We start from the raw sequence: 24,472 nt of genomic DNA, 5'->3' as shown, positions 1-24,472 counted from the left end.
CGCCGTCCGGCACGGGCCGGCAGTCACCCTTCGGAAGGGAGACCTCTATGCAGAAAACCTTCGTTCGTGCGATGCCCGCCGCCCTCGCCCTCGCCCTCGCCCTCGCCCTCCTCGCGCTCGCGGGGGCGGCGGCCGCGCAGGAGCCGCCCGACACCACGCCGGGGGCACGCAGGGCATCGATCCACCTGCTGCCGAGCCTCGGCAGCAGCGGCTTCACGGTCCTGGGGCAGCATGCGCAGGGCAACTACGCGACGCTCACCCGCGCGCCGGTGCTGGGGCTGGCCGCCGAGCTCCGTACCCCGGTGCGGTTCATCGACCTGCGGGGGAGCGTGCTCCACTCGCGCCCCGTGCTGCGGCCCGACGACGAGGACTTCACCACGCGCAGCCGCACCTCCGTCACGCTGCTGACGCTTGACGCGGTGGTGCGCGCCCCGCGGGTGCTGGACGTCCGCCCGTACCTGGTGGCGGGCGGCGGGGTCAAGCACTACGACTTCGACCAGGAGGAGCTCGGCGCCGCCGGCGACGACCCGTTCGCGCGGGACTACACGGCGCCCGTCTTCCACCTGGGGGCGGGGCTGGAGTGGGACGTCGGGCGCTACGGCCTGTACGTGGAGAGCGGGATCTACACCGGCGAGTTCAAGCTGGAGTCGACCCGCTTCACGAGCTACGGCCAGACCGAGTGGCCGCTCACGTTCGGCCTGCGCATCCCGATCCGCTGAACCCCGGTGCGAAGTGCGAGGTGCGAAGTGCGAAGTGCTAAGTGCTAAGTAGAACCGCGCTCTCGCAGCTTCGCGTAACCCTCTCCCGCGCCGCCGCGGCGCCGGGGCCCTCGCCGGGTCCCGGCGCTTCTCTTTCGTCCCGCGCACTTCGCACCCCGCACTTCGCACTTCGCACTTTCCGTCCGCCTGCCCGGCGCGTATTCTGACCCTCCCCGACTTCTGGACCGGAATCCGCGTGGAGGACCCATGGCCAACGTCCCGGACGACCTGCGCTACACGCAGCAGCACGAGTACCTGAAGAAGACCGACCAGGAGGGCGTCTACCTGGTGGGGATCACCGACTACGCCCAGGGCGAGCTGGGCGACGTGGTGTTCGTGGAGCTGCCGCAGGCCGGGCAGACGTTCGATCAGATGGCCTCCTTCGGCACCATCGAGGCGGTGAAGGCCGTCTCCGACCTGTACGCGCCGGTCACGGGCGAGGTGGTGGAGGCCAACGGCGCGCTCGACGCCAACCCCGCGCTGGTCAACAGCGACCCCTACGGCGAGGGGTGGATGATCAAGCTGCGCGCCTCCGACCCCTCCCAGGTCGACTCGCTGCTCGACGCCGCCGCGTACAAGCAGCTCATCGGCGACGCCTGAGAACAGCAGTGCGAGAGTGCGAAGTGCGAAAGTGCGAAAGTAGAACGGCACTCTCGCACGCTCGCACTTTCGCACTTTCGCACTTCCGTCCCTGACCCGGAGACCAAACCGATGGCGACGCTCACCTGGCACGGGCACTCCTGCTTCACCCTCGAGACCGACGAGGGGACGCGCATCATCATCGACCCCTGGCTGGACGAGAACCCGAAGTCCGACATCAAGGTGAAGGACGTCGGGAAGCTCGACTACATCCTGGTGTCGCACGGGCACTTCGACCACTTCGCCGACTGCGTGAAGCTGGCCAAGCAGACCGACGCCACGGTCGTCTCCACCTTCGAGCTGGTGTCGTTCTGCCAGAGCCAGGGGGCCAAGAACGGGCACGGGATGAACATCGGCGGGGCGCACCTCTTCGACTTCGGGCGCGTGAAGCTGACGCCGGCGCTCCACACCGGCAGCGTGGACGGCGACAAGGACGGCACCTTCACCACCGACCCCTCCGGGTTCCTGATCAGCCTGAACACCGGCCAGCGGATCTACCACGCCGGCGACACCGCGCTGATCATGGACATGCAGCTCCTGCGCGGCTCGGTGGACGTGGCGATCCTCCCCATCGGCGACAATTTCACCATGGGCCCCGAAGACGCCGCCCGCGCCGTGGAGATGATCCAGCCCGAGGTGGTGGTGCCGATGCACTACGACACCTTCCCCCTCATCGAGCAGAGCACCGACGGTTTCCGCCAGCTCGTCGGCGACCGCGCCCGCGTCGAGGTGCTCCAGCCCGGAGGCACGCTGACGGTGTGATTCCACACGGAAGGGCCGCGTCGTGAGCGCGGCCCTTCTCCGTGGCTCCATGGGCGCGGCTTTCGTGCCGAAAAACGCTCCAGTTTCCCCTCGTCCTCCATGCGACTCAAGATCCCAGGCCTGCTGATCGCCTGCCTCGTCCCGGCCGCCTGCGACCGTGGCGTCGACGCGCGAGGCTCGTCCGTCGTCCGCGACAGCGCGGACGTCCGCATCGTCGAGAGCGCCGCGCCCGCCTGGGACAGCGCCTCCGCCTGGCGGGTGGCGGACACCCCCTCCGTGGTGATCGGCGTGGAGGACGGCCCCCCGGAGTACCTGCTCGACAACGTGAAGGCGGCGGTCCGGCTCAGTGGCGGGCGCATCGCCGTGGCGAACGGCGGGACGGGCGAGATCCGCATCTACGCCGCCGCCGGGGAGCACGCCGCCACGCTCGGCCGTCGGGGGAGCGGGCCCGGGGAGTTCGAGGGGCTGGACCGGCTGTGGGCGGCCGGTGGAGACACGCTGATCGCGTACGACGCCATCCAGCGGCGGTTCACCGTCTTCGCTCCGGACGGACGCGTTGCGGCCACGCTTCCGCTTCCCGTCGTGGAGGGCCGGCCCGGCGCCACCCTGCTGCTCGGGCGCTTCGCCGACGGGAGCGTGCTGGTGAAGGCGGGCGCCGAGCTCTCTCCGGACACCCGCGAGGGCCTCGACCGGCGGGAGGCGACCTATGCGCGCGCCGCGCTGGACGGCTCGCCGGTCCGGAAGCTGGGGTCGTTCTTCGACGGAGAGGCTTATTACGTGAAGGACGGGCCCGGGGTCTCTGCGTACGCTCGCCCGTTCGCGCCCGCTCCACAGACGGCGGTCGGCGGCGACGCGTTCTACTATTCGGCCGCCGATGCGTTCGAGGTCCGCCGGTTCCGGCCGGACGGGAGACTGGAGGCCGTGTTCCGGAAGCGGCAGGAGCCGGTCGCCGTGACGGACGAGGATGTGCGGGAGTATCGCGAGCAGATGCTGGAGGGAGTCTCGGGACCGGATCGCGCGCGCCTGGAGCGAGTCCTGGCCAGCATACCCTTCCCCGACCGCAAGCCGGCGCACGGACGGATGCTGGTGGACGCGGAAGGCAGCCTGTGGGTGCTCGAGACGAAAGCGGACGACGATCCGCGGTTCCGCTGGAGCGTCTTCGACCCGGACGGCGTGTGGCTGGGCACGGTGGAAGTCCCTGCAGGATTCCGGGTGCTGGAGGTCGGAGCGGACTACGTTCTCGGAGTCCGGCAGGCACCGGATACGGGGATTGAGGAAGTACGCGTCTACCCGCTTCGGAAACCGGAGGCCGGCGAATAGCTCCTGATTCGGTTCAAAATTGTTGACATGAAACGTGAGTTGTCGTACACTGTGAACATAAGCTTCCCTTGACAACTCTGCTCCGCTCGTTCCATGAAAAGACTCATTCCAATCCTGGTTTGCGCAACCGTGCTTTCCGGCTGCCAGGAGATGGGCCCACCCGTTGCCGTGGAGCCGCAATCCCTGGATGCCGGCGCAGCGCAGCGTTCCGGCACCGAGGTCCTGTACGGCTCCGTCGTGCTGTACCCGCTGCCGGGAAGCAGCGACATCGTCGTCGCGGTCGATGGGGGAGAGCGCGGCGCCCCGGCCGATGGGTACGCGGACGTGGCCTTCGTGCTCCAGCGCGGCTACGCAACGTCGGTTCCGGAATTCACGCGCGTCGAGCGCGCGCGAGTCGTGGCGGACCCGGCGGGCCTGGTGGTCACTTCCGCGTCGGGCAACGCGTACGTCGCCGGATTGTTCCTCGGCTCGAAGGTCGGCGGTCCCGGAGGGCGGCTGGCGAGCTCGAACGTGGCGGTCGGCCGTACCTGGACGGGATACGGGCTGGCCCGGCGGACCGGGAAGTGGCAGGTGCCCGTGTCGGCCTCGTCCGACGCGGCACAGGCGCTCGGCCGGTGCTCCCGGCAGCCCGCGGACGCCGCATCACCCCTGTTCAGCCAGACGGTCTGCACGTCGGGCGGGGTGGGCTCGACCTCCTGCTCGACGTACTGTCCGGGCGGAGGAAATTGCTCCGTGACCTGCGACGACGGCTACTACTCCTGCTGCGACAAGGTCTACTGCGTCTGTACCTGCACGGTCAAGCAGATCAAGCCGAACGTCCCCGGCTGACCGCCGGACCGACCATGGAGCCCAGGCTCATGAAATCTCTCTGGCGTGTCGCCCTGCTCCTCGCGGCTCTGCTCGCCGCCACCGGTCCGGCCCGGGGGGCGGCGCAGCAGCGGCCGCAGCCGGTCACGCGGACGGTGGTCGTCTACACCCTTTCCACCATCGTACGCGGAGACGGCGCACCGGCGGTGCCGGCGACCCTCCTCGAGCGGCTCTCGGCCGAGCCGCGGCTGGCCAGCCTCTCGGTGGAGAAGCCGGAGGACCGCGCCGAGGCCCGGCTCGTGGCGCAGTTCGTCTTCGAGGACGAGGCCGAGTTCCGGCGCTGGTACGCGAGCGAAGCCGCGCGCCGGCTGATCGACCTGCTGGGCCGGGAGGGCGGCGCGCCGGCTTACAACCTGGAGTTGCGCCGCTTCCCCCTGGCCGACCTCCTGAGGGCAGCGGGCTGACGACCGGCCTGGACGGGTGGAGACGAGCGTGGAGCGGCAGCGGACCTGCCGCTCCTTTGTTTTCACGTCCGGCCCTGAAGCCGGTGACTCCGCCTTGACTCCACCCCGCGCGCCGCCTATCGTCGGGCCCCATGCACCCCCCGACCGAGGCGGCGCGCGGGCGTCCGTGCTGGCGCCTGCTCGACACGCCCCCGGCGCCGGGCGCGTGGAACATGGCCGTGGACGAGGCCCTCGCCGAGTCGGTCGCGGAGGGCGGCGCGCCCGTGCTGCGCTTCTACCGCTGGCGGCCGGCCTGCCTCTCCCTCGGACGGCACCAGCCGGCGCGCGGGCGCTACGACCTGGCGGCGCTCGCCGCGCGCGGGATCGACGTGGTGCGCCGCCCCACCGGCGGGCGCGCCGTGCTGCACCACCGCGAGCTGACCTACGCGGCGGCTTTCCCCGCGTCGTGGTCCGGCGGTCCCCGCGCCGCCTACGCCGCCATGAACGGCGCGCTGGTGGCGGGGCTCGCGCGCCTGGGCGCGCCCGCCGCGCTGCAGCCGGCCACGCAGACGCGCGCGCCCGGCCCCTCGCTCGCCCCCTGCTTCGCGCTCCCCGTCGAGGGCGAAGTGGTGGCCGCCGGGCGCAAGCTGGTGGGGAGCGCGCAGCGGCGCCTGGGTGACGTGGTGCTCCAGCACGGCTCGCTCCCCATCGAAGACGACCAGTCGGCGCTCGCCTCCTTCGTCCTCGCCGCCGGGGACCGGGACGCCGGCGGCCCGGAGCGCGAGCCGCCGGCGGACGGCGCGCCGGCGAGCCTGGCGGCGCTGCTGGGGCGCGCTCCGGGATGGGACGAGCTGACCGCGGCGCTGGCCGCGGGGTGGGAGGAGGCGCTGGGGATCGAGCTCTCTCCCGGCGGGCTCACCGGGGCCGAGGCGGAGCGCGCGGGGCGGATCGCCGGGCGCTACGCCGATCCGGCATGGACCTGGCATCTGTGACGCCGCCTGGCACGGCGGGCCGGGGGGCTCGCCGCGGGATCCGGACGAGGACGGGGGGGAAGGGATGAGCGCAGCGAGACGGGCGAAGGCGTGGCTGGCCGCGGGCGCGCTCCTGCTGGCGGCGGCGTGCGGGGGCGGCGGAGACCAGCGCGGAGGCAGCGGGAAGGAGAAGGATGCGGGGCCGCCGCAGCCGGGGGGGACGGCCGTCATCGACGTGTCGGCCGACTTCCAGGCGTTCAACCCGGTGGTGAACACCCACCTCGCCACCGACGACGTCATCAAGCACATGCTGTTCACGCCTCTCATCCAGTACGATGAGAAGCTGGCCCCGAAGCCCTGGCTGGCCGAGAGCTGGCAGCTCTCCGACAGCAGCGTCACCTTCACGCTCCGCACCGACGTCCGCTGGCACGACGGGCAGCCCGTCACCGCCGAGGACGTCAAGTTCACCTTCGACCTGGCCAAGGACACCACCTCGGGGTCGCTGCTGGGCTCGGCGTACCTCAACATGGTGAAGTCGGCCACGGTGGTGGACCCGCGCACCATCCGCTTCGACTTCGTGGCCCCGCACGCCCAGGCGCTCGACGGCTTCTGGTGGCCGCCGCTGCCGAAGCACCTCCTGCAGGGCGTGACCCCCGCGGGGCTCGCGCAGCACGCCTACAACCGCAACCCGGTGGGGAGCGGGCCCTTCAAGTTCGCCGAGTGGCGCCCCAACCAGTCGCTCACCCTTGACGCCAACCCGAGCTTCCCCGCCGGGCTCGGCGGCCGCCCCAACCTGGACCGCGTGGTCTTCCGGGTGGTCCCCGAGGCCACCACCATGGTCACCGAGCTCTTCTCCGGCGCCGCCGACATGGTGGGCTACACGCTGCAGCCCGACCAGGCGCAGCAGATCCGCCAGCAGCAGGGGCAGGGGGTGGAGCTCCGGCACTACCCGTCGCGCGAGTTCACCTTCATCGCCTGGAACGGCAATCACGAGCTCTTCCGCGACCCCGCCGTGCGCCGCGCGCTCACCATGGCGATCGACCGCAAGCAGATCATCGACGCGCTCCTGCCGGGCTTCGCCGTCCCCGCCTTCGGGGTGATCCCGTCGTGGAGCCCGATGTACACCGACATCGGCGCGCTCCCCTTCGACGCCGCCCAGGCCCGGCAGCTCCTGCAGCAGGCCGGGTGGACCGACTCCAACGGCGACCGCGTCCTGGACAAGGGCGGCAAGCCCTTCCGCTTCGTCCTGCTGGTGAACTCGGCCAACCGGCTGCACCAGGACATGGCCACCGTCATCCAGCAGCAGCTCGCCGCCGTGGGCGTGGGCGTGGAGGTGCGCACCCAGGAGTTCCAGTCGATGCTGCAGCAGTACAAGGCGCGCAACTACGAGGCGGTGATCGCCAACTGGAGCCTCGACACCTTCAAGGTCGACCCCACCCCGATCTTCTCCTGCGCGCAGGCCCGCGTCGCCAACTCGGCCAACCGCACCGGCTACTGCAACCCACAGGCGGACGCGCTGATGCAGCAGGGCCTCACGACCACCGACGCCGCGCAGGCCAAGCAGGTCTGGGACCGCTTCTCGCGGCTCCTGCAGCAGGACCAGCCGCTCACCTTCCTGTACTGGACCGAGGACCTGGCCGGGGTGGGGCAGCGGCTCAGGAACGTGGAGACGGACGTCCGCAGCAAGATCGTCAACATCCGGGACTGGTGGATCCCGGCCGACCGTCGGCGGTGATAGTGCTTAGTGCTTAGTCCTTAGTCCTTAGTCCTTAGTCTTGGTCGCCGGGTCAGGGCGCGTGTGGAGCCACCACTCCACGACCTGTAAGTTACGACTAAAACACCAAGGACTCAGGACTAAAGCACTCGGCGTTCGGAACATCGGGCGGGCGCGCCCGGTAGACCGACGCGGCCCCGCCGAGCGGCGGGGCTCGTCCGTCGTACGGACGTTCGTCCCGAAGTGCCGCACCCGGAGCCGTTACCGATGAAGCGGACCCTGATTTCCGCGTGGATGCTGGTCGCCCTCGCCGCCTGCGGGGGCGGCGACGGGGGAGGGAGGGAGAAGGGGGAGGCGGGGAAGGCCGCCGCCGAGCCGGAGGTGCCCGAGCAGCAGCGCTTCGGCGGCACCGTGGTGGTGGGCGCCATCGGCGAGATCCCCGACATCAACCCGCTCACCTCCACCGACCACACCGCCAACCAGGTGCAGCAGTTCGTGCTGTTCGCGCCGCTGGTCACCTACAACGAGAAGCTGGAGCCGGTCCCCTGGCTGGCGCGGAGCTGGGAGGTGAACGCCGACACCACGGAGCTCACCTTCCACCTGCGCAACGACGTCTACTGGCACGACGGGGTGAAGACCACCGCCTACGACGTGAAGTGGTCGTACAACATGGTGCGCGACACCGACACCGGCTTCCCCAACACGGCGTTCTGGACCCACTACGGCGAGGCCACGGTGGTGGACTCGTTCACCATCCGCTTCCGCATGGAGCCGCACGCCGAGTTCCTGGACCCCTGGCGCTCCTTCTCCCCCGTCCCCCGGCACGTGCTGGAGGGGACCCGGCCGGCCGAGATGCGCAACCACCCCTTCAACACCCGGCGCCCGGTGGGGAACGGCCCCTTCAAGTTCGTGGAGCACGTCACCGGCCAGCGCTGGGTCTTCGAGGCCAACGACCGCTGGCCCAGGGAGCTGGGCGGGCGCCCCTACGTGGACCGCCTGGTCTACCGAGCCATCCCCGAGCCCACCACGCTCCTCACCGAGCTCCTCTCCGGGCGCATCGACTACTACATCGCCCCCAACCCCGACCAGGGCGAGCAGATCGAGAGCTCGCCCGGCGCGCGACTCCTCTCCTTCCCCGACCGCGCCTTCCTGATCATCGGCTGGAACGAGCGGCGGCCGTTCTTCAAGGACGTGCGGGTGCGGCGCGCGCTCACCATGGCCATCGACCGCGACGCCATCATCCGCGGCGTGCGCATGGGCTACGGCGAGCCGGCCAACAGCACGGTGCCGCCCTTCTACTGGAACTACGACCCGCAGGCGGGGGCGGACCTGAAGCACGACCCCGCCGGGGCGCGGCGCCTGCTGGCCGAGGCCGGGTGGCGCGACACGAACAACGACGGCGTGCTGGACAGGGACGGCCGGCCGTTCCGCTTCACCATGATCACCAACCAGGGCAACCGCGAGCGGCAGGACATCATGGAGGTGGTGCAGGCCCAGCTCAAGCAGGTGGGCGTCGACGTCCGCCCCCAGCTGCTGGAGTGGGGGACGCTGCTCGACCGCATCAACGACGTGGAGCGGCGCGACTTCGACGCGGTGGTGATCGGCTGGGTGACCGAGTTCCGCATCGACGACTCGGACCTGTTCAGCTGCAAGAAGCTCGACGACCCGTACCAGTGGGTCGGCTACTGCGACCCCGAGGCCGAGGCGCTCCTCGACACGCTGCCCAGGATCGTCGACCGGGGCGCCGCGAAGCCGGTGTGGGCCCGGTACCAGCGCAAGATCGCGGCGGACCAGCCGTACACGTTCCTGTACTTCACCCGCCGCCTGGAGGGCGTGCACGAGCGGCTGCGCAACGTGCACCCCGACGCGCGCGGCGACTGGGTGGGGGCCCGCGGGTGGTACCTGGCCCCCGGCCAGCGCGGCGCGCGCTAGGCGGCCCTTTCCGGAAGACCATGCCGAACGCCAGACGCGGTGCCCCGCTCGCGGTGATCCCCGTCCTCCTCCTGCTCCTGGCCGCCTGCGGGGAGCCTCCCGGGGAGAAGGAGGACGCGCGCCGGGCCGCGCCGGGCGGCGGACAGCCCGAGCCGGGGGGCACCGCCGTCACCGCCGAGCTGCACGACCTGGAAGCCCCGATGCCGGTGGTCTACCGCTCGGAGATGGACGGCGACCTGGTCGACGTCATGTACATGGGGCTCACCCGGGGCGCCTGGCGGGACGGGCGGCTGGTGTTCCTGACCTCCATCGAGAGCCCGATGGCGCTGGCGTGGCACTGGGAGTACGCCAGGGAGTACCCGGACTCCTCCGCGCTGCGCTACCGGATGAAGTCGGGGCTCCGCTGGAGCGACGGGAAGCCGATCACCGCGCACGACGTGGTCTGGACGTTCCGGGCGATGAAGGACCAGCGCGCGGCCTCGCCCCGGCAGGAAGACCTGGCGGCGCTCGACTCGGTCGTGGCCGAGAACGACTCCACGGTGCTGTTCCGCTTCCGCCGCCGCACGCCGGAGATGCACTTCGTCTCCAGCTTCCCCGTGGCGCCCAGGCACGCGTACGAGGGCGCGGGGCCGGCGGGGCTCGCCACGCACCCGGCGTTCAGCCGCCCCGAGACGCTGGTGGTGAGCGGGCCCTTCCGCGTCGGCCAGTGGGTTCCCGACCAGCAGATCGTGCTGGAGAGGAATCCCCACTTTCCCGTGCGGCCGCACCTGGACCGCCTGGTGATCCGGGTGATCCCCGACGCCACCACCCGCCTGGTGGAGCTGCAGACGGGGAACGTCGACATGGTGAAGCAGATCGCCTTCGACGCCATCCCGGGCCTGAGGCGTCGGGCACCGAACCTGCGTTTCGCCCCGATCGAGAAGCGCTACTGGGAGTACCTGGCCTACAACCCGCGCCGGGGGCCGCCCTTCGACGACCCCGAGGTGCGGCGGGCGCTGGGGATGGCGGTCGACGTCCCCGGCGCCGTGCGGGCGCTGGGGATGGAGGGCTTCGCGGTGCCGGCGGCGGGGCCGTACCCGCCGATCTTCCGCGACCTGTACGACCCCCGGGCGATGCGGCCGCTCCCCTTCGACCCCGAGGGCGCGCGGCGCACCCTGGAGCGACGGGGGTGGACCGACGCGGACGGCGACAGCGTCCGCGAGAAGGACGGCAGGCGGCTCCGCTTCACGCTGCTCTTCAACACGGGGAACCAGCGGCGGGCCGACTTCGCGCAGGTGCTGCAGCGGCAGTGGAGGGCGGTGGGGGTGGACCTCAGGCTCCAGCAGCTCGAGTTCAACACCTACCAGACGCGGCAGATCAACAGGGAGTTCGAGGTGCTCCTGGGGAGCTGGGCGGTGAACCTGAGCCCCGACCTCTCGGCGCTCTTCACCCCGGGGTCGCCGTTCAACATCGTCTCCTACGCCGACACCGCGGCGGCGCGGCTCATGGAGGCCGCGCGCGCGGCGCCCACGGCGCGGGAGGCCAACCCGCTCTGGCGGCGGGCGGCCGAGGAAGTGGTGCGGGACCAGCCCTACACCTGGCTCTACCACTACGACATCGTGGTGGGGCTGGCCCCGCGGCTCAAGGGGGTGCGCGTCGACACCTTCGGCGCGTACCAGAACACCTGGGAGTGGTGGATCCCGCGCGCCGAGCAGCGCGGGCCCGCGGCCGGCGCAGCGCCGGCCGACACCCCGGCAGACACGGCGAGGAGGTGAGATGATCGGCTACCTGGCCCGGCGCATCCTGGGGGCGGTCCCGCTCCTGCTGGGGATCCTCACGCTCATCTTCTTCATCATCCACCTGGCGCCGGGAGACCCCGTCCAGCGCTTCGTGAGCCCCAACGTGAGCCCGCAGGTGATCGAGCAGATGCGGCGCAACCTGGGGCTCGACCAGCCGCTGCACATCCAGTACTTCAAGTGGCTGTGGAGCTTCCTGCGCGGCGACTTCGGCTACTCCTTCGGGCAGATGCGCCCGATCGGCGAGATCCTCCCCGAGGTGCTCTGGAACACCGTGCAGCTCACGCTGATCTCGCTGGTGGTGATCTTCGCGGTGGGGATGCTGATCGGGATCGTGCAGGCGGTGCGGCAGTACTCGCTGGCCGACAACGTGCTCACCTTCGTGGCGCTCTTCTTCTATTCGATGCCGAGCTTCTGGTTCGCGCTGATGCTGATCCTGCTCTTCTCGCTCAAGGCGAACCAGTCCGGCTGGCCGCTGCAGTTCCCCGCCAGCGGGATGACCAGCGTGGGCTACGAGTTCATGTCGACAGGGCAGAAGATCGGCGACCGCGTCATGCACCTGGTGCTGCCGGCCATCGCGCTGGGGATCGGCTCGGCGGCCGGCGTCGCGCGCTACATGCGCGGGAGCATGCTGGAGGTGATCCATCAGGACTTCATCCGCACCGCGCGGGCGAAGGGGCTCTCGGAGCGGAAGGTGGTCTTCAAGCACGCGCTCAGGAACGCGCTGATCCCCATCATCACCCTGCTGGGGCTCTACCTGCCGTTCCTGCTCTCCGGCGCGGTGCTGGTGGAGACGATCTTCGGCTGGCCGGGGATGGGCCGCGCCATCGTGGACGCCATCCTCCAGCGCGACTACCCGATGGTGATGGCCACCAGCTTCGTGATCGCGGCGATCGTGGTGGCGGGCAACCTCCTGTCCGACGTCCTCTACGCGGTGGTCGACCCCCGCATCCGCACGGAGTAGCCGCCGATGCGCGCCTCGCCGAACGTCGAAGCCCTGCCCCCCGAGCCGATCCAGCAGACGGCTCCTCCCGCCGCCGGCCTCAAGGGCCGCGCCCCCACCACCCCGGCGCACTACGCTGCGTCCGCGCTGCTGCCGGGGCTCGGCCACCTGCTGCGCGGCGAGTGGCGGCTGGGGATGACGCTGCTCATCTCCTGGGGGATCCTGCTGGGGCTCCTCTTCCTCTCCTGGAGCCGCATCGTGGGGATGCGCGCGCTGCGCCGCGTCCCCGTCGACATGTACGTGGCCGTGGCCTCGCTGGCCGCCCTCCTCCTGGTGGTGTGGGGGTGGGCGCTCTACGACCTGACGGTGCGGGCGAAGCGGCCCAAGCGGCTGCACGGCGACTCGCAGTGGTCGATCGCGGCCCGGCACTTCCGCAAGAACCGCCTGGCTATGGCGGGGCTCGCGGTGATGCTCCTGCTCTACGTGGTCACGCTGGTCACCCCGCTCATCGCGCCGTACGACCCCGCCGAGCAGGGGAACATCATCCTCAACCGCTACCTGGAGCCGTCGCTCCAGCACCTGATGGGCACCGACAAGTTCGGGCGCGACATCTTCTCGCGCGTCCTCTACGGGGCCCGCATCTCGCTCTCCATCGGCTTCGTGGCGGTGGGGATCAGCATCACGCTGGGCACCCTGGTGGGCGCCTTCGCGGGGTACTTCGGCGGCATCGTCGACAGCCTGCTGATGCGCTTCACCGACATGATGCTCTCCTTCCCCCGCCTGGTGCTGCTCATCGTGGTGATCGCGCTCTTCGAGCCCAACATCTACCTGGTGGTCACGGTGCTGGGCCTCACCGGGTGGATGGGCACCGCGCGGCTGGTGCGCGGGGAGGTGCTCAGCCTGCGGGAACGGGAGTTCATCCAGGCGGCCCGGGCGCTGGGGATGGGGGACGGGCGCATCATCTTCCGGCACATCATCCCCAACACCATGGCGCCGGTGATCGTGTCGGCCACGCTGGGGATCGGGCAGACGATCCTGACCGAGGCGTCGCTGTCGTTCCTGGGCCTCGGCGTGCAGCCGCCCACGCCCAGCTGGGGGAACATGGTGAGCGACGGGCGCGACGCGCTGATCAACGCCTGGTGGATCGCCACCTTCCCCGGCATCGCCATCGTGCTGACCGTGGTCGCCTTCAACCTGCTGGGCGACGGCCTGCGCGACGCGCTCGACCCGCGCCTGAGGACGTGAGCCATGGCGACGCAGTCCGTCCCGGCCGTCCCCCCGGCCGAGCTGACCTTCGAAGAGTTCCTGGACGCCTATGACGGGGTGCACGCGGAGTGGGTGGATGGGCAGGTCTACGTCATGAGTCCGGGGAACAAGCCGCAGTCCAGGCTCACGCGCTTCCTGGCGTCGATCATTCAGGATTGGGCCGAGGCGCACGAGCTGGGTGAGGTCTTCGTGGCGCCGTACACCGTGCGGGTTCGAGAACGGGCGGCCCGCGAGCCGGACGTGTTCTTTCTCCGCAGCGAGCACATGGACCGTCTTCACGGCACCTTCGTGGACGGCCCGCCGGATTTGGTGATCGAGATCAGCAGTCCGGGGAGCCGGGGGCTCGACCGTGGTGAGAAGTTCTTCGAGTACGCGGAAGCCGGAGTAGCGGAGTACTGGCTGATCGATCCGGAGCGGAAGAGGGTTGAGGCGTATCGGCGAGGCGGCGAGGGGGGGGCGTACGACCCGGTGCCGCTCGGCGAGCCGCCGGTACTGCGCTCCGAGGCGCTCCCCGGGATGGGGATCGCCGTGGAGTGGCTCTGGGCGGAGCCCCTGCCGAAGCAGGCGTGGGTCCGTGAGCAGTGGGGGCTCGCGTGATCGTCGTCCAGTCCGGGAAGGACGAGGTGGCCGAACATGGGAAGCTTGCCGGGAACGGGGGGCTGATTTGACCGAGATCAACGTGACGAGGGACGAGCGGGCCCGGCCAGCGGCCCCCGGCCGCGCAGACCGGCCGATCCTCCAGGTGGAGAACCTGAGGACCTACTTCCGCACCGACTCGGGCGTGGCGCGGGCGGTGGACGGGGTGAGCTTCCACGTGAACCCCGGCGAGACGCTGGGGATCGTGGGCGAGTCGGGGAGCGGCAAGAGCGTCACCTCGCTCTCGGTGATGCGGCTGATCCCCGTGCCGCCGGGGCGGATCGAGCCCGGCTCGCGCATCCTCTTCCGCAACGAGGCGGGAGAGATGGAGGACCTGGCGGTGGCGCCCGAGCGGCGGATGCGGCAGATCCGCGGCAACGACATCGCCATGATCTTCCAGGAGCCGATGACCTCGCTGAACCCGGTGTTCACCGTGGGCGACCAGATCATGGAGTCGCTCATGCTGCACCAGGGGCTGAACAAGCGCGACGCCCGCACCCGGGCCATCGACATGCTGCAGCTGGTGGGGATCCCCATCCCCCACCAGCGGGTGGACGAGTACCCGCACCAGCTCTCGGGCGGGATGCGCCAGCGGGTGATGATCGCCATGGCGCTGGCGTGCGACCCCAAGCTGCTGATCGCCGACGAGCCCACCACCGCGCTCGACGTGACCATCCAGGCGCAGATCCTGGAGCTGCTCAACCGCCTCCAGGAAGAGCTGGGGATGTCGATCATCCTGATCACGCACGACCTGGGGGTGGTGGCCGAGACCTGCGACCGGGTGATCGTGATGTACGCCGGGCAGGTGTTCGAGGAGGGCCCGGTGGACGACGTCTTCCACGACCCGCAGAACCCCTACACCGAGGGGCTGCTGCGCTCCATGCCCAAGCTGGGCGAGCAGATCGAGCGCCTGGCGGTGATCCCGGGCGTCGTCCCGTCGCCGACGAACTGGCCGGTGGGGTGCCGCTTCCACGAGCGCTGCCCGTACGGGTGGGAGAAGACCGAGCGCGAGGAGCCGCCGCTCTTCGAGATCGGCCCCGGGCGCAGGAACAAGTGCTGGCTGGTGGAGCACCCGGAGCGGCGCGAGGAGATCCGCCGCACCACCGGCGGCTTCACCCCGGAGGGCGCCCTCACCGGCACCGGCGCGCAGACGCCGCTGGCCGCCGACCCCGACGACCTGGACCCCGGCACGGGGGAGGTGGCCTGATGGCGTCCACGCCGGAGGGGCGCACCCCCGCGGGCGGCCGCGGCGCGGGCGACGGGCAGCGCAGCGGCGGCGAGCGGCCGGGCGAGCCGGCCACGGGGCTGGTCGGCGAGGGGATCGAGCGGAGCGCCGGCGGCTACCATTCGCACGCACCGGTGGACTGGAAGGGCGAGGCGCCGGAGCGGCGCGAGCTCCCCCCGGCCAAGGGCGACAGCGACCTGCGCGGCCAGACGCCCGACGACCTGGAGCCGCCCCCAGACGCGCTGCTGGTGGTGAAGGGGCTCAAGAAGTACTTCCCGATCCACAAGGGCTTCTTCAACCGCCACGTGGGCGACGTGCGGGCGGTGGACGGGGTGAGCTTCCACCTGCGCCGGGGCGAGACGCTGGGGCTGGTGGGCGAGTCGGGGTGCGGCAAGAGCACCGCGGGGCGCTCGATCCTGAAGCTGATCGAGCCCACGGCGGGGGCGGCGCTCTTCGACGGGCGCGACATCTTCCAGATGGACCGGGGCGAGCTCCGGCGGCTCCGCCGCAAGGCGCAGATCGTCTTCCAGGACCCTTTCAGCTCGCTCAACCCGCGCATGACGGTGGGCGACATGCTGCGCGAGGTGCTGGCCATCCACAAACTGGCGCGCGGGCAGAAGGCGGCCGACCGCATCGCCCAGCTCCTCTCGGTGGTGGGGCTGCGCCCCGAGCACGCGGTGCGCTACCCGCACGAGTTCTCGGGCGGGCAGCGGCAGCGGCTGGGGATCGCGCGGGCGCTGGCGGTGGAGCCCGAGCTGATCGTGTGCGACGAGCCGGTGTCGGCGCTCGACGTGTCGGTGCAGGCGCAGGTGATCAACCTGCTGCAGGACCTGCAGAACGAGTTCGGGCTCACCTACATCTTCATCGCGCACGACCTGTCGGTGGTGGAGCACATCTCCGACCGGGTGGCGGTGATGTACCTGGGCCGCATCGTGGAGTTGGCCGACAGCCGGGAGCTGTACCGCAACCCGCTGATGCCGTACACGCAGGCGCTGCTCTCGGCGGTGCCGATCCCCGACCCGCGGGCCCGGCGCCAGCGCATCGTGCTGGAGGGCGACGTCCCCTCGCCGGCCAACCCGCCGAGCGGGTGCCCGTTCCACCCGCGCTGCCAGCACCCGCTCAAGGACGCCGAGTGCGCGCAGATCGTCCCCCCGCTGGCCGACAAGGGCGGCGGCCACTTCGCCGCGTGCATCAAGGTGCCGCTGGGCGCCGGCTACCACGGCGACGGCGGCCGGCCGAACGGGCTGCCGGTGGTTCCCTCGCCCGGCGGCCCGCCGCCGCCGGAGCGGAGCGCGCCTCCTCCTCCGCCGGCCTGAGCCGCCGGGCCGGCGGAGACCGGGAGCGGGCCGCCCGACCGCCGGGCGGCCCGCTTCCGTTCGCGCCGCCCGACCGTTCTCGCGGTACGAAATGTCTTGACGCGAGCGCGGTCCGGGGAGCATCGTGCCTCAGGAGCCGGCGCTCTCGCCGGATCGGCGCGAGCCAGACTTTTTCCCCGGCCGGAGGGCGGTCATGCGCATCCTTCCGCGGTCCCTCGTCTTCTTCCCGCTCCTGGCGGGGCTGTCCGGCGCGCCCGCCCCGGCGGCGGCCCAGGGCCTGGACCTGCTCCCCCGCTTCGCCGCGCGGCTCACCTCGGGGTACGCGTCGCCGCTCGCCACGGGCGACACCGTGCGCGTGCGCTCGGTCCTGATCAACCTCTCCGACAGCACGCTCGCGGTGGATGTGCGCCCGTGCGAGATCCGCTTCGTGGGCGAGCTGGCGGTCGCGGACGTGGGCGGCGAGCGGGACTGCCGCGCGGACCCCGTCCGGGTCGCGCCCGGGGACTCGCTCTGGACCGAGCGGGCCTTCGTGGTCACCTCGCCGCCAGGAGAGTACCGGGCGGGGCTGCGCAACGGGGCCTTCGTGATGGGGAGGCAGTCGCCGTTCGGCGCGTCGGAAGGCTCTTCCACGGTCACGGTCGTCGAGCCCGGCGCCCGGATCGCCCTCCCTCCCTCCCTCGCGGACACCCGGCCCCCGGTGCGGGTCCCCTTCGTGGTCCGGTGGAGCGGCGAGCCGCGCGCGGACCTGACGGAAAGGGAGCTGGAGCGGATCGCGGAAGACGCCCTCAGCGTCCCGGGAGAAAGGCTGACGGCGCTGCCGCTGCACCCGGGCACGCCGGCCCTGGGACGGCTCGCGCACGTCCAGGTGTCGTTCGAACAGAGGGCCGGCGCCGACTTCAGGCTCTCCTTGGCCGTGGTGCATCCGCAGGCGGGAACGTGCCATTCACACGGCTTTAACTACAGCAGTAGCGTCGGCCTTTCACCCGCCCTGCTCGGCGCCATGATCGCGCTCCGGCTGCGCGACGCCTCCTCGTCCGCACGCTTCGCGCAATGCTTCCCCGGTAACGAGCCCCCGCTCGGGAGGTGATCCCGGCCCGGAACGCCGCGCGCGGGGCGGCGGAAAGGCGAGATGAGAGCGGGCCACCCGATGATCCGGGCGGCCCGCTCTTGTCTGCGGATTATCGGTCTATGCGGCCGAGGGACGATCAGTTTTCACGCCCCAGGAAACCGGTTCGCCCCGTGGCTCCGGCGGCTCGATCCCATCTTCGAGCATGGAGCCGATGTACAGCTCCATCGCGTCCTTCAGGTTCAGCAGGGCCTCTTCCGGCGTGTCTCCGTGAGACTGGCACCCCGGTAGCTCTTCCACGGAAGCCAGGAACAGCCGCTCGCCGCGCGTCCCCTGGTCGGGCGCCACACGCGTCGTGTATGGGAGCCGCAGGTAGTGCTGCATGTCGCGCGTCATTCCGCCTCTGATGCTGAATCTGGCAAAGACTTTCTCACGCAGAGTCAGCAGAGTCAGCGGAGAAGTTCTCTGCTAACTCTGCTGACTCTGCGTGAGGCCCGCTGTTTTCCAGGTCTGGTATGTGATATGGCGGATCAGCCTGATGTCCCACCAGCGAGGCAAGCAGGATTTCGGAATGCTTCTCCGCCACCTCGAGCAGCCGCTTCGTGGCTCCGTCCGGCTCGCGGTACTCGTTCTCCCACGCCTTAACAGTGCTCAGGCTGACGTTCAGCAGCTTGGCAAAGATCGGCTGGGAGACTCCCATCGACGTGCGCACCCTCGCGATCCGTTCCGCGTCGTAGTGCGGAGGCGGCCTCCACGTCGTGCTGCCGATTGATGATCGGCAGGTAATCGACGCGCGCGGGTTGCTTCTCGCCGCGATGAACTGCGAGCATCTCCTCGGCGGCTTCCACTAGGAGTTCTCCGAAGGTCTTCTCACCAAGATCCGCCATGGCCTGTCTGCCGAGACGAATGGGAAGGCACGAAACGGCTGAAAAATGCACGTGGTGGACACCCGGCGCAAGAGGCCAAACCGCCATGGGAGGCGTGACGGGCTAAACGGCAGCGGGGGCGGGCTCTACGGGCTCCGACGTGGACGCGGACGCGGGGAGCGCGTCGTCCGCCGGGGAGAGGGCGCGGCGGGTGTAGGTGGCGAGGAAGGCGCGGGCCTCCTCCAGGTCGGCGGGGCAGAGGAAGGCGGGGCCCAGCGCCTCGGCCCCCGCGAGCGCCAGCTCGAACAGGCCGCGCGCGGTGGACGCGATCCGCTCGTCGCGCAGGCCGAGCCGCCCGGCGCGCTCCAGGAGGGCGGGATCGGGATCTCCGGCGAGCTCGCGCGCGGCGGCGAAGGTGGGCTCGTGGTAGGTGAGGCCGCCCAGGAAGACGAGCGGCGCCGCGTACCACTCGGGTGGCACGGCGTCGAGAGAACGCACCTCCACGAAGCCCTTGGGGCGCACGTCGGGGAAGAGCGTGGTCAGGTGCGCGTGCCAGTCGTCCAGCGCCGCCGCGCCGCGCCCGTTCCAGTCGCGGAACGGCTCCCACTCGCCCGCCTCGCCCAGCAGGATGGCGGGCGCGTCGAGCGCGAAGTCCAGGTATTCGCGGACGGGATCGCCGCCGCAGGGGAAGATGCCGGTGCGGCCGCCGTCCAGCTCGCGCCAGACGCGCGCGCGGAAGCTCTTCTCGCCGGTGTCGGCGCCCATGTACACGGGCGAGTTGGCGAAGACGGCGGTGGCGTACGGCGCCAGCGCGTTCAGGAAGCGCCAGCGCGCCAGCGCGTCGCCGCACCAGTCCAGGTTGCACTGGAAGGCCGCGGTCTGCCGCATCATCCGCACGCCGCCGGTGCCCAGGTCTTCCATGAAGCGCGTCAGCCGGGCGTAGCGCGCGCCGGGGAGCTGCAGCGGGACGGCCTCGACCGGGCTCACCGGGTCGACGCCCACGCTCAGCAGGTCGATCCCCTGGTCGAGCGCCTCGCGGACCAGCGGGTACACCGTGACGCGCAGGCTCGCGAGCAGGGCCGACGCCGAGTGGAAGGGCGGCGCGGAGAGCTCGATCTGCCCCCCCGGCTCGAAGGAGAGCACGCCGCCGTCGGGGACCACGAAGCGCGGCGCGCCGTACGGCGAGGGCTCCTCGCGCCAGCCGTTGCGCCCGGCCAGGCGCCTGAGCAGCGCGAGCGTCGACGGCCCGCCGTCGGAGACGATGGGGACCGGGGCGCGCGTGTCGGCGTCCACCGGGATCAGCTCCACCTCGGCGCCGATGGCGGGCGGGCGCACCGTCCTGCGGCGGAAGCCGAAGGCGTTGTCGCGCAGGTCCGCGGCCAGGAGGGCGGGGTCGAGCGGCACGGCGGTGGTCAGGCGGGGGTGGCCAGGAGGAGCGCGTAGAGGCCCGCGCCGTCCGTCTCCCACGCGCGGACTTTCATCCCCGCGCCGGCGAGCATGGCGTCCACGCTGGCGCGGTCGTGCTTGCAGGAGATCTCGGTGCGGATCGTCTCCCCCGCGAACAGCCGGACCGGGCCCAGCCCCGGCACGTCGACCGTCTGCGGCCGGCGCGAGACCAGGTGCATCTCGATGCGGTGACGCCCGCGGTCGTAGAAGGCGCGGTGCTCGAAGGCGTCGGGATCGAAGTCGGTTCCCGCGGCGGCGTTCAGCACGCGCAGCATGTTGCGGTTGAACTCCGCCGTCACCCCCGCGGCGTCGTTGTACGCGGCCTCGATCACCGCCGGGTCCTTGCGCAGGTCCACGCCCATCAGGAACACGTCGCCCGCGGCCATGCGGCGGCGCACGCGGCCGAGCAGCGCCACCGCCTCGGCCGGGGTGAAGTTGCCGATGGTGCTCCCCAGGAAGGCGTGCAGCGTGGGCCGCGGCAGGATGTCGGGGAACTCGAACTCCGCCGTGATGTCGGCCACCACCGGGAGGACGTCGAGGGTGGGATACTCGGCGGCGAGGCGCGCGGCGGCGCTGTCGAGGAACTCGGCGCTCACGTCGACGGGGACGTACGCCGCGAAGCCGACGGCGCCCAGCATGGCGTCCAGCACGATGCGCGTTTTCTCGGCGCTGCCGGCGCCGAGCTCCACCAGGGCGCGCGGCCGGAGCTCGCCGACCCACTCCGGCATCCAGCGCAGCAGCAGCGCGCGCTCGGTGCGGGTCAGGTAGTACTCGGGGAGCCGCGTGATCGCCTCGAACAGCTCGGAGCCGCGCGCGTCGTAGAAGTACTTGGGCGGCAGCTCCTTCTGCGGGCGCGACAGGCCCTCGCGCAGGTCGGCCAGGACCGCGGGGTCGGCGGCGGCGGCCGGGAGGGAGGCGGCGGGGTCAGTCATCGCGCACGATCCGGAAGCCGCTGAAGATCTGCCGGCGGATCGGGTAGTCCCAGTTGCGGAAGGTGTTGCGGACGGCGCCGGGCCGGGTGGCCCAGCTCCCGCCGCGCAGCACCTTGTACTCGGGGCCGAAGAAGACCTCGGAGTACTCCCGGTACGGGAAGGTCTCGTAGCCGGGGTAGCCGCCGAAGTCGCTCGACGTCCACTCCCACACGTCGCCGATCATCCCGTAGCACCCGATCGGCGAGAGGTTGCGCGGGTAGGCGCCCACCTGCGCCGTGGCGAAGGAGAGCTGGTCGAGGTTGGCGTCGAGCGCGGTGGGCGGCTCGTCGCCCCAGGGGTAGGCGCGCTTCGTCTGCGTCGCCGGGTCCCACGACGCGGCGGCCTCCCACTCCTGCTCGCTGGGGAGGCGGCCGCCGGCCCAGCGGGCGTACGCGTCGGCCTCGTACCAGCAGACGTGGCAGACGGGGCAGTTGGGATCGACCGGCGTCTCCCGGTCCATGCTGCGCGACCGCCACTCCTCGCCGCGCTTCTCCCAGAACTGCGGTGCCGTGAGGTCCGCCTCCTGCCGCCACTTCCACCCGGCCTCGGTCCACAGCTCGGCGCGCTCGTAGCCGCCGTCGGCGATGAAGCGCATGTACTCGCCGCCGGTGACCGGCCAGGCGCCGATGCGGAACGGCGCGAGCTCCACGCGGTGCCGCGGGCGCTCGTTGTCGTAGGCCGCGCTGCGGTCGTCGGTGCCGATCTCCACAGGGCCGCCGGGGAAGCGCACCATCCCGTCGGCGTCGGCGGGGACGGGGCGGCCGCGGGGGGGGCGGATGGCGCGGGGGGCGCGGTAGGGCGGCTCCTCCTTCAGCTGGAGCGCCTGGAGGATGGTCTCGTTGTGCTGGTACTCGTGCTGCGCCACCATGCGGTAGACGTAGCCGGCGCGGAGCAGCGGGCCGGCCTCGCCCGGGGCGCCGCCGTCTTCCAGCCGCTCCAGCACGCGCCGGCGCACCTCGGCCATCACCTCCAGGCTGTCGGCCAGGCCGGGAAGGCGCAGCTCGCCGCGGGTGGAGCGGGGGTTCTCGAAGGGGTTGAACATCCCCGGCATCTCCCCGAACTCCACCGGCCCTTCCAGGTTGCGCAGCAGCCACAGCTCCTCGAAGTGCGCGATGTGCCCCAGGTCCCACACGATGGGGCTCATCAGCCTGCTGTGCTGGGCCTGCAGCTCGGGCTCGGACACCGGCGCCACCAGCAGCAGCGTGCGCTCCCGGGCGTCCAGCAGCAGGGCCGCGATCTCGCGCGGCGTGGGGGTGCTTCCGTTGCTCGCGGGCATCGATCGGGCGGGGAGGGCGTTGTCAGCGTGGAAGGGCGCGTTGTAAGCTACGTGCGCGGGCTCCCCCGCGCCACGCTCTGCTTGCGCACGTCGCGCCGTCCCTGTGCCGGCTTTGTCACAAGATCCGGGCCGGGGGATTCGGCGCAAGCGCACCAGGAGAATCCATCCCATGACCAGACGGTTCCCGCCCCACCCCTCCTCCCCGTGAGCGCATTGCGCGACGTCGTCCTCGCCGCGGAAGGGGTGACGAAGCGCTACGGCCCGGCCGTGGCGCTGGACGGCGTGTCGCTCCAGGTCGGCGCGGGGGAGTGCGTGGCGCTGGTGGGCGAGAGCGGGTCGGGAAAGACGACGCTGCTGCGCTGCTTCAACCGCATGACCGAGCCCGAAGCGGGCGCCGTACGCGTCGACGGCGCGGACGCGCGGTCGGTGGACGCGGTGGAACTGCGGCGGCGCGTGGGCTACGTGCCGCAGGACGGGGGGCTGCTGCCGCACTGGACGGTGCTGCGCAACGTGGCGCTCGTCCCCTGGCTGCTGCGCGACGGCCGGGCGGAGCGGCGGGCGGCGGAGGCGCTCGGGTGGGTGGGGCTGCCGGCGGAGGCGTTCGGCGGGCGGTGGCCGCGGGAGCTGTCGGGCGGGCAGCGGCAGCGGGTGGCCATCGCCCGGGCGCTGGCGGCGAGCCCGTCCATCGTGCTGCTCGACGAGCCGTTCGGGGCGCTGGACGCCATCACCCGCGCGGAGCTGCAGGAGGCGTTCGGCGAGCTGCGGCGCCGGCTGGGCATCACCGCCCTCTTCGTCACGCACGACCTGCACGAGGCGGCGCTGCTGGCGGACCGCATCGCCGTCCTCCGCAACGGCCGCATCGAGCAGGTGGCCGCGCCGGCCACCCTCGTCGCCGCGCCGGCGACGGAGTACGTGCGCGACCTGCTGGCGCGGGCGAGGCTGAGAGGGGAGGAATCTCAGCGATGAGAAAGCCCGTTCATCCTCTCGGGTCTTCCGTCGTCCCGCTTCCGACCGGGGGCGGATGAATCCGCGGCGACAACTGCGCAAAGTCCGCCTTCGCGGACTCCTCCAGCGCGGGGGCCGGCTCCGGCACGGGCAGGCTGGCTCCAGGCGCGAAGCGCGCGGGCGCAGCCCGCTCGTCCGCGCAGGCGGACTGCGTGTGGTCGTTGCCGCGGTTTCAACCGCCCGGAGATCGAGCCGAGTCTCACCGCTGAGGCTTCTGCTCCAGTTCGGATTCCTCCTCCTGCTCCTCGACTGCCTCGTCGTCTCCGGGACGGCGGCGCAGGCGGGCCCGATGCGGCAGGCGGGGGGCGGGCGGCCGGTGATCGTGGCGTCGAAGCCGTTCGGGGAGAGCTACCTGCTGGCGGAGATGTTCGCGCAGCTCCTGGAGGCGCGCGGGCTCGCCGTGGAGCGGCGGCTGGGGCTGGGGGCGACGGAGATCGCGTTCGCGGCGCTGCGCTCCGGGGCGATCGACGTCTACCCCGAGTACACGGGCACCGGGCTGCTGGCGATCCTGGACCGCCAGCCGATCCCCGATGCCGATTCGGTCTTCGGGATCGTGTCGCGCGAGTTCGAGGCGCGCTGGGGGGTGCACTGGCTGCCTCCGCTCGGCTTCGAGAACACCTACGCCATCGCCGTGCGGCGCGAGACGGCGCGGCGCTACCGGCTCGCCACGCTCTCGGACCTGGCGCGCGCCTCGCCCCGGCTGGTGGCGGGGCTCACGCCGGACTTCATCGGGCGGCCGGACGGGCTGCCGGGGCTCACGCGCGCGTACGGCCTGCGCCCGCGCGAGGTGCGCTCGCTGGTACAGGCGGTGAAGTACCGCGCGCTCGCCGAGGGCGCCGTGGACGTGGTCGACGGCTACTCGACCGACGGCCTGCTCGCCCGCTACGACCTGGTGGTGCTGGAGGACGACCGCCGCTTCTTCCCGCCCTACCAGGCCGCCGCGCTCGTGGGCCCGCGGATGTGGCGCGACTCGCCGCGCGGCGTGGCGGAGCTGTCGCGGCTCAGCGGACGGCTCGACGAGCGGCGGATGCGCGTGCTGAACCGCCGCGTGGAGGTGGACGGCGAGCCCGTGGCGCGGGTGGCCGCCGACGCGCTGCGCGAGCTGGGGCTGCTGGAGGGGGAGGCCGCTCCGGGCGCGCGCCCGGCGGCGCGGGGAGGCGGCGGGTCGCTGGGCGGATACCTGTGGGAGCGGCGGACGCTGCTGGCCGGGCTCACGCTGCGGCACCTCTTCCTGGTGGCCGCCTCGCTGCTGGGCGCGATCGTGGTGGCGGTGCCGCTGGGGGTGGCGCTGGAGCGGGTGCGGCCGGCGGGGGCCGAGGCATGGGTCCGCGCGGT

General features: G+C 71.8%; 23 protein-coding genes. 18 read left to right on the top strand and 5 right to left on the bottom strand.

Annotated elements, in window-relative coordinates:
- Window positions 1–47 precede the first annotated feature (47 nt).
- The 16 genes from VF746_23145 to VF746_23070 all read left to right on the top strand — a co-directional run bounded on the left by VF746_23145 (window position 48) and on the right by VF746_23070 (window position 17,594).
- Window positions 48–719 carry a hypothetical protein gene (locus tag VF746_23145; protein HEX8695327.1) on the top strand — a complete coding sequence of 224 codons (672 nt, stop codon included), beginning with the start codon at window positions 48–50 and terminating at the stop codon, window positions 717–719.
- Between the two features lie 246 nt (window positions 720–965).
- Window positions 966–1,358, top strand: a complete 393-nt coding sequence (gene gcvH / locus VF746_23140) for a glycine cleavage system protein GcvH (GenBank protein ID HEX8695326.1) — start codon at window positions 966–968, stop codon at window positions 1,356–1,358.
- A 111-nt stretch (window positions 1,359–1,469) separates the two neighbouring features.
- Window positions 1,470–2,159, top strand: coding sequence for a metal-dependent hydrolase (locus VF746_23135; protein ID HEX8695325.1), 690 nt, complete (start codon window positions 1,470–1,472; stop codon window positions 2,157–2,159).
- Between the two features lie 99 nt (window positions 2,160–2,258).
- Complete coding sequence (locus VF746_23130) at window positions 2,259–3,479, top strand: hypothetical protein (GenBank protein HEX8695324.1); 1,221 nt, start codon at window positions 2,259–2,261, stop codon at window positions 3,477–3,479.
- A gap of 93 nt (window positions 3,480–3,572) precedes the next feature.
- Window positions 3,573–4,307, top strand: coding sequence for a hypothetical protein (locus tag VF746_23125; GenBank protein HEX8695323.1), 735 nt, complete (start codon window positions 3,573–3,575; stop codon window positions 4,305–4,307).
- Window positions 4,308–4,336: 29 nt separating this feature from the next.
- Complete coding sequence (locus tag VF746_23120) at window positions 4,337–4,750, top strand: hypothetical protein (GenBank protein ID HEX8695322.1); 414 nt, start codon at window positions 4,337–4,339, stop codon at window positions 4,748–4,750.
- 131 nt (window positions 4,751–4,881) lie between these two features.
- Window positions 4,882–5,721: a lipoate--protein ligase family protein gene (locus VF746_23115; protein HEX8695321.1), complete on the top strand. Its 840-nt coding sequence runs from the start codon at window positions 4,882–4,884 to the stop codon at window positions 5,719–5,721.
- 64 nt (window positions 5,722–5,785) lie between these two features.
- Window positions 5,786–7,435, top strand: a complete 1,650-nt coding sequence (locus VF746_23110; protein ID HEX8695320.1) for an ABC transporter substrate-binding protein — start codon at window positions 5,786–5,788, stop codon at window positions 7,433–7,435.
- Between the two features lie 246 nt (window positions 7,436–7,681).
- A complete protein-coding gene (locus VF746_23105; GenBank protein HEX8695319.1) occupies window positions 7,682–9,346 on the top strand; it encodes an ABC transporter substrate-binding protein in 1,665 nt (554 codons plus the stop codon).
- A gap of 20 nt (window positions 9,347–9,366) precedes the next feature.
- Window positions 9,367–11,100 carry an ABC transporter substrate-binding protein gene (locus VF746_23100; protein ID HEX8695318.1) on the top strand — a complete coding sequence of 578 codons (1,734 nt, stop codon included), beginning with the start codon at window positions 9,367–9,369 and terminating at the stop codon, window positions 11,098–11,100.
- A gap of 1 nt (window position 11,101) precedes the next feature.
- The gene (locus VF746_23095) at window positions 11,102–12,085 is read left to right on the top strand and encodes an ABC transporter permease (protein ID HEX8695317.1); all 984 of its coding nucleotides are present in this window, start codon (window positions 11,102–11,104) and stop codon (window positions 12,083–12,085) included.
- A 6-nt stretch (window positions 12,086–12,091) separates the two neighbouring features.
- Window positions 12,092–13,309: an oligopeptide ABC transporter permease gene (gene opp4C, locus VF746_23090; GenBank protein HEX8695316.1), complete on the top strand. Its 1,218-nt coding sequence runs from the start codon at window positions 12,092–12,094 to the stop codon at window positions 13,307–13,309.
- 3 nt (window positions 13,310–13,312) lie between these two features.
- Complete coding sequence (locus VF746_23085; GenBank protein HEX8695315.1) at window positions 13,313–13,927, top strand: Uma2 family endonuclease; 615 nt, start codon at window positions 13,313–13,315, stop codon at window positions 13,925–13,927.
- Between the two features lie 82 nt (window positions 13,928–14,009).
- Window positions 14,010–15,173 carry an ABC transporter ATP-binding protein gene (locus VF746_23080; GenBank protein ID HEX8695314.1) on the top strand — a complete coding sequence of 388 codons (1,164 nt, stop codon included), beginning with the start codon at window positions 14,010–14,012 and terminating at the stop codon, window positions 15,171–15,173.
- Entirely contained in the window at window positions 15,173–16,507 is a 1,335-nt protein-coding gene (locus VF746_23075) for a dipeptide ABC transporter ATP-binding protein (protein ID HEX8695313.1), read from the top strand. The genes VF746_23080 and VF746_23075 overlap by 1 nt, the downstream gene beginning before the upstream one ends.
- A 193-nt stretch (window positions 16,508–16,700) precedes the next feature.
- Window positions 16,701–17,594 carry a hypothetical protein gene (locus VF746_23070; protein HEX8695312.1) on the top strand — a complete coding sequence of 298 codons (894 nt, stop codon included), beginning with the start codon at window positions 16,701–16,703 and terminating at the stop codon, window positions 17,592–17,594.
- Between the two features lie 99 nt (window positions 17,595–17,693).
- On the opposite strand, the gene VF746_23065 is transcribed toward VF746_23070, so the two are convergent.
- From VF746_23065 to egtB, 5 genes are all read right to left on the bottom strand, one after another.
- A complete protein-coding gene (locus VF746_23065) occupies window positions 17,694–17,969 on the bottom strand; it encodes a type II toxin-antitoxin system HicB family antitoxin (protein ID HEX8695311.1) in 276 nt (91 codons plus the stop codon).
- A 34-nt stretch (window positions 17,970–18,003) separates the two neighbouring features.
- Window positions 18,004–18,285 carry a hypothetical protein gene (locus VF746_23060; protein HEX8695310.1) on the bottom strand — a complete coding sequence of 94 codons (282 nt, stop codon included), beginning with the start codon at window positions 18,283–18,285 and terminating at the stop codon, window positions 18,004–18,006.
- A 277-nt stretch (window positions 18,286–18,562) separates the two neighbouring features.
- On the bottom strand, window positions 18,563–19,843 hold the full coding sequence (locus VF746_23055) for a glutamate-cysteine ligase family protein (GenBank protein HEX8695309.1): 1,281 nt from the start codon (window positions 19,841–19,843) through the stop codon (window positions 18,563–18,565).
- Between the two features lie 8 nt (window positions 19,844–19,851).
- Window positions 19,852–20,817, bottom strand: a complete 966-nt coding sequence (gene egtD / locus VF746_23050) for an L-histidine N(alpha)-methyltransferase (GenBank protein ID HEX8695308.1) — start codon at window positions 20,815–20,817, stop codon at window positions 19,852–19,854.
- Complete coding sequence (gene egtB, locus VF746_23045; protein HEX8695307.1) at window positions 20,810–22,132, bottom strand: ergothioneine biosynthesis protein EgtB; 1,323 nt, start codon at window positions 22,130–22,132, stop codon at window positions 20,810–20,812. The genes egtD and egtB overlap by 8 nt, the downstream gene beginning before the upstream one ends.
- 213 nt (window positions 22,133–22,345) lie before the next feature.
- On the opposite strand from egtB, the gene VF746_23040 reads away from it, so the two are divergent.
- Together VF746_23040 and VF746_23035 are read left to right on the top strand one after the other, a co-directional pair.
- Window positions 22,346–23,098 carry an ATP-binding cassette domain-containing protein gene (locus VF746_23040; protein HEX8695306.1) on the top strand — a complete coding sequence of 251 codons (753 nt, stop codon included), beginning with the start codon at window positions 22,346–22,348 and terminating at the stop codon, window positions 23,096–23,098.
- Between the two features lie 328 nt (window positions 23,099–23,426).
- Window positions 23,427–24,472, top strand: a 1,046-nt coding sequence (locus VF746_23035) for a glycine betaine ABC transporter substrate-binding protein (GenBank protein ID HEX8695305.1), incomplete at its 3' end; no start/stop codon positions are given.

The organism is Longimicrobium sp. (assembly GCA_036389795.1).
Taxonomy (GTDB): domain Bacteria; phylum Gemmatimonadota; class Gemmatimonadetes; order Longimicrobiales; family Longimicrobiaceae; genus Longimicrobium.
This window is presented reverse-complemented; position numbering and strand designations above follow the sequence as displayed.